Here is a 13,013-nt window from a genome sequence, read left to right on the forward strand (position 1 = left end):
CTAAACGGCAACGGCGATGGTGCGGTCGAGCCGGATCTGTCCGGTCGCCTGTGTTTCCAGATAGAAGCGGCGCAGCAGGTTCTTCGCCACCAGCTGGCGGTATTCCGCCGAGGCCCGCCAGTCGGTGAGCGGTGTGAAATCCTCATCGAATGCCGAGATCGCCTGCTCGACGGTCGCCTCGCTCCATGCCTTGCCCTTGAGCGCAGCCTCGACATGGTCAGCCCGCTTCGGCGTTCCGGCCATGCCGCCAAAGGCGATCACGGCGTCCGTGACATTGCCGGCACCGTCGAACGTCAAGCGGAACGCGCCGCAGACCGCGGTGATATCCTCATCCAGACGCTTGGTTATCTTGTAGACGGCAAAGCGCGTATCGGCTTCGAGGAAGGGAATATGTACCGCCTCGACGAATTCGCCGGGCTCGCGATCCTGTTTGCCATAGGCGATGAAGAAATCTTCAAGCGCCACGGTACGGCGGCGCGACCCCTTGCGCAGCGTCACCGAGGCTCCGAGCGCAATGAATGCGGGCGGCGTGTCGCCGATCGGCGAGCCATTGGCGATGTTGCCGCCGACGGTGCCCATATTGCGCACCTGCTGCCCGCCGATCCGGTCCCAAAGCTCGCGCAGCTGCGGAAAATGCTCGGTGATCACTGGGTAGGCTTCGGCGTAGCTGACGCCAGCGCCAAGCGTCACGCCCTTGTCGTCGACGGTGATGAGGCGCAGCTCTTCGAGATGCGTCAGGTGCACGACCGGGGCGATATCGCGCATGAACTTCGTGACCCAGAGGCCGACGTCGGTCGATCCGGCGACGATCGTCGCCTTCGGATTGGCTTCGAGCACATCGGCAAAGTCGTCGACGGATGCCGGCAGCATGAACAGTTCGGATCCCTCGCGGATCACCACGCGGCGGCCGTCCTGCAGGCTCGCAAGTTCGCCGGCGATCCGGTCCCGTTCGGCAAACAGCGGATCCTTGCCGAGATCACCGATGGTCGAGATCGCTTCCGCGGCACGGATGATCGCGGCATAGCCGGTGCAGCGACAGAGGTTGCCCTGCAGCGCCTTCTCGATTTCCGTGATCGACGGCTTCGGGTTCTCCATCCAGAGCCCATAGAGAGACATGACGAAGCCCGGCGTGCAGAAGCCGCACTGCGAGGCGTGCGTCTCAACCATCGCCTGCTGGACAGGGTGAAGCGGGCCGCCCGGCGTTGCCAGCGAATCCACCGTCACCACATGACAGCCGTCGAGCGAACCGACGAAGCGGATGCAGGCATTGACGGCCTCGTATTTCAGCTGGCCGCCGAGCAGGCGGCCGACCAGCACGGTGCAGGCGCCGCAATCGCCTTCGGCGCAGCCTTCCTTGGTGCCGCGCAGATTGCGGTCGATGCGCAGGAAATCGAGCAATGTCTGCACCGCGGAAACATCTGAAAGCTCGACGAGGCGGTGGTTCAGCAGGAAACGGATGGTGTTGCGAATCTGGATAGTCATTGCAGCTCAGCTCCCGCGATAGGTCGAATAGCCGTAGGGCGACAGGAGCAGCGGTACATGATAGTGCGCGGCTTGGTCGTCGATACCGAAGCGGATGGGGATGACATCGAGAAACGGGTTGGCGCCGCGCGCCGCTTCGGACCCGAGGTAGTCGCCGGCGTGAAATTGCAGTTCGTAGGTGCCGGCCTGCATCAGCGATCCGCTGAGGAGCGGCTGGTCACAGCGTCCGTCGTCGTTGGTGCGGACGGAACGCAGATGCGTCTGGCGCTCGCCCTCGATGCGATAGAGCTCAATGCGCAGGTCCTTGGCCGGTTTGCCACTGGCCGTATCCAGCACATGGGTCGTCAGACGGCCGTCGTTTCCACCATGAGATTGCATGCGTATTGCTCCTCCCGAAGTCAGCTTTCCAGTTGGCAGTATCGAGGTGAGCCAGTGCATTGAGAAGCAGGCGGATCATTCGAGACTTTCAAATTTTTTGGGGGGAATGACGCTGGAAAAATCCCGTTAGGAATCAGGCCGCAGAGACAAATGTCTGGAGGACTGCTTCAAATGAGATACCCCCGCGATCTTCACGGCCATGGCCAGAACCCCACCACCGTCTGGCCCGACGAGGCGCGGATCGCCGTGCAGTTCGTGATCAATTACGAGGAAGGCGGCGAGAACTGCGTGCTCCATGGAGACGCCGCATCGGAGGCTTTCCTGTCGGAAATCGTCGGTGCGCAGGCATGGCCCGGACAGCGCCACTGGAACATGGAATCGATCTACGAATACGGCGCCCGCGCCGGCTTCTGGCGCCTCCACCGCATGTTCGCCGAAAAGGCGGTGCCGGCCACGGTCTATGGCGTCGCGACGGCGCTGAAGCGCTCTCCGGTGCAGGTCGCCGCCATGCAGGACGCTGGCTGGGAAATCGCCTCGCATGGCCTGAAATGGATCGAGCACAAGGACTTCAGCCCCCAGCGTGAGCGGGCGGAAATCGCCGAAGCAATCCGGCTGCACACCGTGGTCACCGGCGAGCCGCCGCGCGGCTGGTACACCGGCCGCTGTTCCGATAACACGCTGGATCTCGTGACCGAAACCGGCGGCTTCGACTATGTCTCCGACAGCTATGCCGACGATCTGCCCTACTGGCATGAACATGCCGGGCGCCACCAACTCGTCATTCCCTACACGCTCGACACCAACGACATGCGCTTTGCGACGCCACAGGGGTTCAACAGCGGCGACCAGTTCTTCAGCTATCTCAAGGACAGTTTCGACGTGCTCTATGCGGAAGGTGCAGCCGGCGCGCCGAAGATGCTGAGCATCGGCCTGCATTGCCGCCTCGTCGGCAGGCCCGGCCGCGCAGCAGCGCTGGCCCGCTTCATCGACTATGTCAAAGGCCACGAAAAGGTCTGGCTCGCCCGGCGCATCGATATTGCGCGCCACTGGGCAAAGGCCTATCCGTTCAAGGCCTGGGACGATCGCCCGTCGCGGCTGTCCGAGGCCGATTTCGTCGCCCGCTTCGGCGGCGTTTTCGAACATTCGGAATGGATCGCCAGGCGTGCCTTCGCCGGCGAACTGTCGGCCGCCAACGACACGGCGATTGGGCTTGCTGCGGCGCTGAGTGCAGTCTTCCGCGAGGCGACAGCAGACGAGCGTCTCGGCGTACTCAACGCCCACCCGGATCTCGCCGGCAAGCTGGCGCAGGCAAAGCGACTGACCGAAAGCTCGACCAGCGAACAGGCCTCGGCCGGTCTCGATGCGCTGACCGATGCCGAACGCGCGCGGTTCACCGAACTGAACAGCGCCTATGTCGAAAAATTCGGCTTTCCCTTCATCATCGCCGTCAGGGGCCGCAGCAAGGATGACATCCTCGCGGCATTCGAGACCCGGATCGGCAACGATCGCGACAGCGAACTTGAAACGGCCTGCCGACAGGTGGAGCGGATCGCGCTTCTCCGCCTCAAAGACATGCTGCCGAGCTGAGGTCGGGCGATGACGATCGACGGCGCCGGCCTGCCTGAATTCGCGCGAAAGGCGATCAATCTTGCCTCTGCCGGGCTCGGCGCGCGGCCGGTCCTTGCCACGGACGAATTCTTCGCGCCGCTCGAAAGGATGCTGCAGGATTGTCCTGCCGTCTTTCATGCCGGCGTCTATGACGACCACGGCAAGTGGATGGACGGCTGGGAAACACGGCGGCGGCGCGACCTCGGGCATGACCATGCAATCGTTGCCCTTGCGACCACCGGACGCATTGCCGGCTTCGACGTCGACACCGCGCATTTTACCGGCAACTACCCCAGCGCCTGCGCCATCGATGCCTGTCTGGCGCCGGAGGGCCCGAATGATACGACGGTTTGGACCGAGCTTCTGGGCATGAACCTGCTTGGCCCAAGCGCTCATCATTTCTTCCCGGCGCAGGGCGAAGGGGTCTGGAGCCATGTCAGGCTGCGCATCTATCCCGATGGCGGCATTGCCCGGTTGCGGGTCTACGGCACGCCCGAACTCGACCTCGACGGGATCGGCGACGAGCCTGTCGACCTCGCGTCCTCGCTGCTCGGCGGCCGGATTGTTACATTTTCCAACGGCCATTACGGCCATCAACGACTGTTGGCACCCGGTCGGGGGATCAATATGGGCGACGGCTGGGAGACGCGACGGCGGCGCGAGCCCGGAAACGACTGGATCATCGTAAAACTCGCTGCGCGCACCTCGATCGAGCGCATCGTCGTCGATACCGCGCACTTCAAAGGCAACTACCCCGACGCCTGCTCGGTGCAGGCGGCCGACATCGGCGAGGCGGAGTGTACCGTCGACGCCGCGATAACAGCATCTTCGCTTTACTGGCGAGAGGTGTTGGCGCGCCAGAAGCTGAGCGCCGACAGCATCCATGACTACGGCGGCAGCATGATCGAGGACATCGGCCTTGCCACCCATGTCCGCCTCAACATTTACCCCGACGGCGGCGTCAGCCGGCTGCGTGTCTTCGGGCGCATTGCAAGGGCCGGCACCCCCTAAACGACCAACATAGGACGGAGGAGCGTCACATGAAGGAGATCGAGATAAAGCCGCTGACACGCGAGGCATTCGCGCCATTCGGCGACGTGATCGAGACTGAAAACGCCCACAGCTTTCCCATAAACGGTGGCAAATGCACCCGCTACCATGACCTCGCCAAGATCGAGACGGCCGGCGACAAAGGCCGGCCGATGATCAGCCTCGTGCGCGGCGAGCCCTATCCGCTGCCCTTGAAGCTCACCATGGTCGAGCGCCACCCGCTCGGCAGCCAGGCCTTCATTCCCCTGACCGACAATCCGTTCCTGGTGGTCGTTTCGGGAGAGACGAAGGAAGGCCCGAGCGAACCGATCGCCTTCAGGACTGCGCCCGGCCAGGGCGTCAACATCGCCCGTAATGTCTGGCACGGCATCCTGACGCCACTCGACGATGTCTCCGACTTCGCCGTGGTCGACCGTGGCGGAGAAGGCGTCAATCTCGAGGAGCATTTCTTCGAGGAGCCGTTCCTGCTGCGTTGATGGCAGGTTCGAAACAGGAGGACGGACCCGCTTCTTTCGAGTGGGTACCGTCATCTTTTCATCGCGATCTCAGTACCCACCGTCGCGCCTGAACTTTGTCGGCGTGTAGCCGGTCAAACGGCGAAAATCGCGGGAAAAATGATAGGGATCCGGATAGCCGCAATGCGCGGCGACCGCCGAAATCTTGGCCCTCGGCTCAACCAACAGGCGCTTGGCCTGGTTGATGCGCTCATGGCGTAGCCAGTCCATCGGCGTCGTCCCTATCGTATCCTTGAACCGGCGAAACAGTTGCGACGGGCTGAGCCTTGCAAGAGCAGCAAGGTCGTCGATCGTCCAGGCCTTCGCCAGGTCCTTTCTGACCGCGGCAAGCACGCCGGTTATCCGATCGCGCAAGGCGGGGTCGTCAGGTGCTGCGGCGCCGGCCAATCGTGGCGCGCTGAGGTTGGCGATCAGGCCGGCAATGGCGGCGCTGACCAATGCATCCGTTGCCGATGAGCGATCGTCCAGATAGGCGATGACGGACTGGAACGCGGCCTGCGCCGCCTCGCGATCCGACGGCTCGAACAAGGGCGCCTGCTGCACATTGAGGAAGGCATAGACGTCGTCCAACCCGTGCCCCTCGACGCCCATCCAAAGATAGCGCCACTCGGCAGCGTCTGGGGAGCAACGATGCTCATAGGCCTGCGACGTGTCCAGCCAGATCGACATGCCCTTTTGCGCGACAAACCGCTGCCCACGCACTTCGATCTGCCCTTGCCCTGAGGTGGTGTGAACGAGCACGTGCTGATGGAACCGTTTGCGGATCGGCGGCTCGTCGGGCAACGCCACGCGGGCGCCGGCCACCAGCGCCTTGTAGGGAAACGCTCCGGCCAGACGGGCTGGGGTGTGAAAATAGATCTCTTCGCGCTCGGCCGACATGCGAGACACTCTGCACATCGATGCGAGTTTTGTCCATTATCTCGCGAGATCGCTGCATTTCCATGAAGCTGGCGATGACGCTATCATGCAGTTTTTGCAGGGAGTGCGGCCAATGACAGAGAGCGTATCGACACGGGACCAACTGGAGGTGACGTTCGCCCCTCTCTCCCCGGATTTCGCGCGCGATCCCTACCCGACCTACAAGGCGCTGCGCGACAAGGGCGGCCTGCACTATTTCGAGGATTTCGACATCTGGCTCGCCTCGCGCTTCGAGGATGTCTCGGCCATCGTCATGGACAAGCGCATGGTCCGCTCGCTCGAAGATATCGCCACAGCCGAAGAAATCGCCCGGATCCAGCGCGCCGGCAACTGGCACGACATGCCGAACCATTCGCGCTTCGTGCAGTTCAGCCTGCTCGACAGCGACGGCGCCGTGCATGACCGGCTTCGCCGGCAGGTCTTCAAGCTGTTCACGCCGGCAATGATCGCCAAGCTGCGCGACCAGATCCAGACCTATGTCGATAAGCTGTTCGACAGTCTCGCCGATCGCGGCCAGATCGATTTTGTCGACGATCTCGCAGCCCACGTGCCCGGTCACATCATCGGCCGCCTTCTTGGCGTTCCCGACGAAGACTGTCCCCAGCTGCGCATCTGGTCGGAAAACATCGTGCAATTCTTCGACGTCGACCGCTCGAATGAACGCAAGCGGATCGCCGAGACCAACACCACCGAATTCTACGAATACCTGACGGCGCTGAAACACGAGCGCGAGCGCAGCCCCAAGGACGACCTCATCTCGGTGCTGATCGAGGCGGAGCGCGCCGGTGCGATGAACGCCGACGAATTCATTTCGACCTGCATGCTGATCCTGATGGCCGGTCACGGCTCGACGATCGACGTGCTTGGCAGCGGAATGCATGCGCTCTTGCGCTTTCCCGAGCAGATGGCGCGGCTGCGCCAGGATCCGGCATTGATCCAGACGGCGGTGCAGGAGATGTTCCGCTACGAGTCGCCGCTGCCTTTCTTCCACCGCCACTGCATCGAGGATGTGGAAATCGGCGGACGGACCTTTGCGCGCGGGACGAAGTTCGGGCTGCTTTATGGCGCGGCAAACCGCGACCCGAAACAATTCGAGAACGCCGATGCCTTCGACATCGGCCGCAGCCCCAACCGACATCTCGCCTTCGGCGGCGGCGTGCACTTCTGTCTCGGCAACCATCTCGCCCGGCTGGATATGGACATCATCTTCAGCACGCTGCTGCGACGCTTCCCGACGATCGCGCTTGTCGACGAACAGCCCGAATACAAGCGGGGCCTTTCGGTGCGTGGCCCGAAGAAGCTGCAGATCGCGATCAGGCCGGCTTAAGGGCCGGACGCGGGGCGACCAGTGCCAATCAACACGACGATTTCAGATTTGAGTGGAGACTATTTATGCCAAGGATTGTGTTTGTGGATGCTGAGGGAAAGACGACCGAGGTTGTGGCCGAGATCGGCCAGTCGGTGATGTCGGCAGCCGTGCAGAACGGTATCGACGCCATTGCGGCCGAATGCGGCGGCTCCTGCGCCTGCGGTACATGTCACTGTTACATCGATGCGGCATGGAGCGAAAAGCTGCCCGCGCCCGACTATCAGGAGCAGGACATGATCGAGTGCGTCGTCAATCCGGATGAGCGCAGCCGGCTCAGCTGTCAGATCGCGGTCTCCGATGCGCTCGACGGATTGGTCGTGCACTTGCCGGCCGGGCAATATTGATCGGGCGTCCGCCCGATTGTCAAAACGAAAAAAGACCGGAGCCGCAGCGATGTCTGCGGTCCGGCCAGCTTCACGGGGGAAGTTCTGAAGATGCGGAGCCGGGGCATCGCCCCGGCTTCTTACTATTCGGCGAAGAAGGCGAAGCGCACGATGAAAAGCGCCGCGACAAGCTGTGTTGCAGGGTGGATGACGCTCCACTTGCCGGTGAACACCTTGAGCACGACATAGCTCACGAAGCCGAAGGCCAGGCCATTGGCGATCGAGTAGGTGAAGGGCATGGCAAGCGCGGTGAGTGCTGCCGGTGCGGCTTCCGTCAGGTCGTCCCAGTCGACTTCCGTCAGTTCGCGCATCATCAGGCCGGCGACGTAGAGCAGAGCCGGTGCTGTCGCATAGGTCGGCACGGCGGCTGCCAGCGGCGAGAAGAACAGGGCCGCCAGGAAGAGTACGCTGACGGTCAGCGCCGTCAGGCCCGTGCGACCGCCAGCCTGGACGCCCGAGGCGCTTTCGACATAGGCGGTGGTGCTGCTGGTGCCGATCAGCGAGCCGGCGACGATGGCGGTGCTGTCAGCCAGAAGCGCCCGGCCGAGGCGGTTCGGCTTGCCTTCTTCCACCAGCTTGGCGCGCTTGGCCACACCGATCAGCGTACCCGTGGCGTCGAAGACTTCGACGAGCACGAAGACGAGGATCACGTGGACCAGGCCACCATGCAGCGCACCCATGATGTCGAGCTGCATGAAGGTCGGCGCGATGCTCGGCGGCGTGGAAACGATGCCCTTGAACTCGCTGACACCCAGCAGCATCGACAGAATGGTGACGACCAGAATACCGATCAGGATCGAGCCGCGCACTCTAAGCGAATCGAGCACCGCAATGACGAAGAAGCCGAGGATCGCCAGCAGCGGGCCGGTCTGCTTCAGGTCGCCGAGTCCGACCAGCGTTGCCGGATTATCGACGACGATGCCAGCATTCTTGAGCGCGATGATGCCCAGGAACAGTCCGATACCGGTGGCGATCGCGCTTCTGAGCGAATGCGGGATACCGGCGATCAACCAGCTTCGGACCCCGGTTACCGTCAGGATCAGGAAGATCACGCCCGAAATGAACACGGCGCCGAGCGCCTGCTGCCAGCTGAAGCCGAGGGCTGCAACGACTGTGAAGGCGAAAAAGGCGTTGAGGCCCATGCCCGGCGCCATGCCGATCGGCCAGTTGGCGACGAGCGCCATGACAGCCGAGCCGAGTGCGGCGGCAATACAGGTTGCGACGAATACGGCATCCCTATCCATGCCCGTGGTCGACAGAATGTCGGGGTTGACGAAGATGATGTAGGACATCGTCAGGAATGTCGTGACGCCGGCGATCACCTCGGTGCGCACGGACGTCCCATGCTCATTTAACTTGAATAGTCGTTCAAACATATTTCCTCCCTTGGCGGCGTCGCCACGACGCAGCCGAACGACAGAGATCGGGACACAGTCTCCTCCAGTACCCGACCGATGCATTTCGATCATCGCCGAATATTCCGGCGCGATCGCATCACGAACCTTTGACGGTCCATGCCGGGCGGGCGAACGTCCGCCCCCATGAGACGACGCGAATGCCCTTGTGCACAGCCTTCGGATTGTGCGTCTTCCCGCGGCCGACCGCTAGCCGTCCATTCCAGGGTTCGGTAATGAAAGACTTTCAAATTTTTCGGAGCAGTTGCCGGCGAAATACGCGCCGGTTTCCAACCTTTTGCCACCGGGTTGAGCGACCGAAGCATGTTGAAAAATATCGGCGAACGGCCACTTGACCTTCCAACGGTGGGAAGCCCCATGTTTGTCTCACATCGAAAAGAAGGAGACAAGCGATGCAGAATTACAAGATCGACAACATGACCTGCGGACACTGCGCCGGCACCGTGCAGAAGGCGATCCTGAGCGTCGACCCGCAGGCAACCGTCAAGGTCGATCTCGGCGCGCGTGAGGTCAGCGTGGAGACTGTCGCCGCGGCCGGCCCGATCACAGAGGCGCTGAAGGCAGCCGGCTACGACAGCCGCCAGCTCTGAATTGCAAGCTTAGCGGTGCCTCCAGCCACCGGTTGACGCCTCGGCCTTGTGCCGGGGCGTTTTTCGTTTAACGGCGCCGGACCGAGGCAGACGATCGTGGCGCGCATTATCAGAAGAAATGTTTCGAACCGCCCTTGACCTTCCCATCGTTGGAAGCCCCACCTTCCGATAAAAGAACAGGATAAAGGAGCACGATCATGGGATCTGTGACCACCATCGAAACGAAGAACGCGACCGCAATTCCCGGCGCTGCGCTGACGGCGAGCATACCGGTCGAAGGCATGACGTGCGCGTCCTGCGTCGCGCGCGTCGAAAAGGCTATCCGCGCGGTCCCAGGCGTCACCTCCGCTTCCGTCAACCTTGCGACCGAGCGGGCAGACGTCCGATTCGATGGAACGACCAAGACCGTCGACATCGTCAAGGCGATCGAAAACAGCGGCTATGCCGCAGCTGAAGAATCGATCGAGCTGGCAATCGAAGGCATGACTTGCGCCTCCTGCGTCGCCCGCATCGAGAAGGCGCTGAAGGCGGTGCCCGGTGTTACGCAGGCCAACGTCAATCTCGCAACCGAGCGCGCCTCCGTACGCCTGACCAAGGGCATTGCAACGGTCGCCAGCCTCGAAGAGGCCGTGCGCGCCGCCGGTTACGACGCCAAGCGCATCACCGGCGATGAGAACACCGACGAGGAAGCCGAAAAGCGCGAGCGCGAAGGCCGGCGCCTCAGCCGCTCGTTGCTGGTTGCCGCAGCCTTGACGCTGCCGATCTTCGTCCTTGAGATGGGCTCGCACTTCATCCCAGCCGTGCACGACTTCGTCATGAACAATATCGGCATGCAGGAGAGCTGGTACCTGCAGTTCGTGCTGACGACGCTGGTGCTCTTCGGCCCGGGTTTGCGCTTCTACCAGAAGGGCATACCGGCTCTGCTGCGCCTCGCGCCCGACATGAACTCGCTCGTCGCCATCGGCACGGCCGCCGCCTGGGGCTATTCTGTTGTCGCGACCTTCGCCTCCGGACTTCTGCCCGAGGGCACCGCCAACGTCTATTATGAGGCCGCGGCCGTCATCGTGACGCTGATCCTGCTCGGCCGGGTGCTGGAAGCCCGTGCCAAGGGCCGCACGTCCGAGGCGATCAAGCATCTGATGGGCCTGCAGGCAAAGACGGCGCGCGTCTTACGCGACGGCGAGACGATGGAGATACCGCTTGCCGACGTCCATTCCGGCGACACCGTTATGGTGCGTCCCGGCGACCGGGTACCGGTCGATGGCACCGTTATCGACGGCAGTTCCTACGTCGACGAATCGATGATCACCGGCGAGCCGGTTCCCGTTGAAAAGTTCGCCGGTGCCGATGTCGTCGGCGGCACGATCAACAAGACGGGGTCCTTCACCTTCCGCGCCACCAAGGTCGGCGCCGACACGGTGCTTGCGCAGATCATCCGCATGGTCGAGCAGGCGCAGGGCGCCAAGCTGCCGATCCAGTCGCTGGTCGACAAGGTCACAGCCTGGTTCGTTCCCGCCGTCATCGCGATTGCCGCGATCACCTTCGCGATCTGGCTGATCTTCGGCCCGGATCCGGCGCTGAGCTTTGCGCTCGTCAATGGCGTCGCCGTGCTGATCATCGCCTGCCCCTGCGCCATGGGCCTGGCGACCCCGACCTCGATCATGGTCGGCACCGGCCGGGCCGCTGAAATGGGTGTCCTGTTCCGCAAGGGCGAAGCACTGCAGACATTGCGCAACGCCGAGATCATCGCCGTCGACAAGACGGGCACGCTTACCAAGGGCCGTCCGGAGCTGACCGATCTTGATACTGCCGCCGGATTTGAACGCGATGACGTGCTCACACTGGTCGCCGCTGTCGAGACCCGGTCGGAACATCCGATCGCCGAGGCAATCGTCGAGGCTGCCAAGAAGGAAGGCCTCACCATTGCCGCCCCGGCAGACTTCGAAGCTGTCCCGGGTTTCGGCGCCAGCGCCTCCGTCAATGGTCGGAGCGTCCATGTCGGCGCCGACCGGCTGATGACCAAGCTCAACCTTGATGTCTCGGCGTTTGCCGACCAGGCGGCTCGCCTCGGCTCGGAAGGCAAGAGCCCGCTCTATGCCGCGATCGACGGCAAGCTTGCCGCCATCATCGCCGTTGCCGATCCGATCAAGGAAACGACACCGCAGGCAATCCGCATGCTGCACGATCTCGGCCTCAAGGTGGCGATGATCACCGGAGACAACCGTCGCACGGCCGAAGCGATCGCCGCCAAGCTCGGCATCGACGAAGTCATCGCCGAGGTGCTGCCCGACGGCAAGGTTGCCGCGCTGAAGCGCCTGAAGGCTGACGGCCGTGCCGTCGCCTTCGTCGGCGATGGTATCAACGATGCGCCGGCCCTTGCCGAAGCCGATGTCGGGCTGGCGATCGGGACCGGCACGGATGTCGCGATCGAAAGCGCAGATGTGGTGCTGATGTCCGGCGATCTCCTGGGCGTGCCGAACGCGATCGCCCTGTCGAAGGCAACAATCCGCAACATCAAGGAAAACCTGTTCTGGGCCTTCGCCTATAACGCGGTCCTGATCCCGGTTGCAGCCGGTGCGCTCTATCCGGCCTATGGTTTGCTGCTGTCGCCGATCTTCGCCGCCGGCGCGATGGCGCTGTCGAGCGTCTTCGTGCTCGGCAATGCGCTCCGGCTGCGGCGTTTCCGCGGCGTTGTCGCGCAAACGCCGGGCGCTCGATAACAGCTCACGTCTTTCCGGCGGGTTCGCCCGCATGGCGTCCGCCGGGGAGACTTCCTATATTCGACCTGAATACCCGCGCTCCGCGCACCGCTCGAAAGGTGAAGTCATGAACATCGGCGAAGTTGCACGCGCTTCCGGCGTTTCGACGAAGATGATCCGCTATTACGAAACGATCGGCCTCATTCCGCCCGCTGATCGCAGCGAGGCTGGCTATCGCAACTACGGCGACAACGACGTCCACACCCTGCGTTTCATCCGCCGCTCCCGCGATCTCGGCTTCACGGTCGAGCAGATGGCCGACCTCTTGACGCTGTGGCGCGACCGTTCGCGCGCCAGCAGTGAGGTAAAGAAGATCGCGCTCGAACACGTGGAAATCCTTGAGCGAAAGGCCGAGGAGCTGAAGGCCATGAGCCGGACACTCAAGCATCTGGCCGCCAACTGCCACGGTGACGGCAGGCCGGATTGCCCGATCCTTGATGATCTCGCCGCCATGGCAGCTGAACCCGGCAAGGCTCCAGAGCCTGCCCGCTTTGGCCCGGCCGGCATCGAGCCCGTCCGCAACCGCCGACGGGCCTGAAAACTTGG

Annotated in this window: 12 protein-coding genes; 8 read left to right on the plus strand and 4 right to left on the minus strand. The window is 63.0% G+C overall.

Annotated elements, in window-relative coordinates:
- Both xdhA and uraH read right to left on the minus strand, forming a co-directional pair.
- A complete protein-coding gene (gene xdhA, locus HT585_RS26625; protein WP_176355812.1) occupies positions 1-1,482 on the minus strand; it encodes a xanthine dehydrogenase small subunit in 1,482 nt (493 codons plus the stop codon).
- Positions 1,483-1,488: 6 nt separating this feature from the next.
- Positions 1,489-1,860: a hydroxyisourate hydrolase gene (gene uraH / locus HT585_RS26630; protein ID WP_176355813.1), complete on the minus strand. Its 372-nt coding sequence runs from the start codon at positions 1,858-1,860 to the stop codon at positions 1,489-1,491.
- 171 nt (positions 1,861-2,031) lie between these two features.
- Between uraH and puuE the strand changes: the two genes are divergently transcribed.
- The 3 genes from puuE to HT585_RS26645 are packed head-to-tail and all read left to right on the plus strand — an operon-like array spanning position 2,032 to position 4,994.
- Entirely contained in the window at positions 2,032-3,447 is a 1,416-nt protein-coding gene (puuE, locus tag HT585_RS26635) for an allantoinase PuuE (RefSeq protein WP_176355814.1), read from the plus strand.
- Between the two features lie 9 nt (positions 3,448-3,456).
- Positions 3,457-4,479: an allantoicase gene (gene alc / locus HT585_RS26640; protein WP_176355815.1), complete on the plus strand. Its 1,023-nt coding sequence runs from the start codon at positions 3,457-3,459 to the stop codon at positions 4,477-4,479.
- A gap of 29 nt (positions 4,480-4,508) precedes the next feature.
- A complete protein-coding gene (locus HT585_RS26645) occupies positions 4,509-4,994 on the plus strand; it encodes an ureidoglycolate lyase (RefSeq protein WP_176355816.1) in 486 nt (161 codons plus the stop codon).
- A 69-nt stretch (positions 4,995-5,063) separates the two neighbouring features.
- Here HT585_RS26645 and HT585_RS26650 read toward each other — a convergent pair whose 3' ends face one another.
- Entirely contained in the window at positions 5,064-5,912 is an 849-nt protein-coding gene (locus HT585_RS26650) for a helix-turn-helix transcriptional regulator (protein WP_176355817.1), read from the minus strand.
- A gap of 112 nt (positions 5,913-6,024) precedes the next feature.
- On the opposite strand from HT585_RS26650, the gene HT585_RS26655 reads away from it, so the two are divergent.
- Together HT585_RS26655 and HT585_RS26660 are read left to right on the plus strand one after the other, a co-directional pair.
- Positions 6,025-7,278 (plus strand): cytochrome P450, encoded by a 1,254-nt coding sequence (locus tag HT585_RS26655; RefSeq protein WP_176355818.1) that lies wholly within the window; start codon positions 6,025-6,027, stop codon positions 7,276-7,278.
- Positions 7,279-7,343: 65 nt separating this feature from the next.
- Entirely contained in the window at positions 7,344-7,664 is a 321-nt protein-coding gene (locus HT585_RS26660; protein WP_176355819.1) for a 2Fe-2S iron-sulfur cluster-binding protein, read from the plus strand.
- Between the two features lie 122 nt (positions 7,665-7,786).
- On the opposite strand, the gene HT585_RS26665 is transcribed toward HT585_RS26660, so the two are convergent.
- Complete coding sequence (locus HT585_RS26665) at positions 7,787-9,079, minus strand: NCS2 family permease (RefSeq protein WP_176355820.1); 1,293 nt, start codon at positions 9,077-9,079, stop codon at positions 7,787-7,789.
- A 431-nt stretch (positions 9,080-9,510) separates the two neighbouring features.
- Between HT585_RS26665 and HT585_RS26670 the strand changes: the two genes are divergently transcribed.
- The 3 genes from HT585_RS26670 to cueR all read left to right on the plus strand — a co-directional run bounded on the left by HT585_RS26670 (position 9,511) and on the right by cueR (position 13,005).
- On the plus strand, positions 9,511-9,708 hold the full coding sequence (locus HT585_RS26670; RefSeq protein ID WP_176355821.1) for a heavy-metal-associated domain-containing protein: 198 nt from the start codon (positions 9,511-9,513) through the stop codon (positions 9,706-9,708).
- Between the two features lie 197 nt (positions 9,709-9,905).
- The gene (locus HT585_RS26675; RefSeq protein WP_176355822.1) at positions 9,906-12,428 is read left to right on the plus strand and encodes a heavy metal translocating P-type ATPase; all 2,523 of its coding nucleotides are present in this window, start codon (positions 9,906-9,908) and stop codon (positions 12,426-12,428) included.
- 106 nt (positions 12,429-12,534) lie between these two features.
- On the plus strand, positions 12,535-13,005 hold the full coding sequence (cueR, locus tag HT585_RS26680; protein WP_176355823.1) for a Cu(I)-responsive transcriptional regulator: 471 nt from the start codon (positions 12,535-12,537) through the stop codon (positions 13,003-13,005).
- Positions 13,006-13,013: the final 8 nt, after the last annotated feature.

The organism is Ensifer oleiphilus (assembly GCF_013371465.1).
Classification (GTDB): domain Bacteria; phylum Pseudomonadota; class Alphaproteobacteria; order Rhizobiales; family Rhizobiaceae; genus Ensifer; species Ensifer oleiphilus.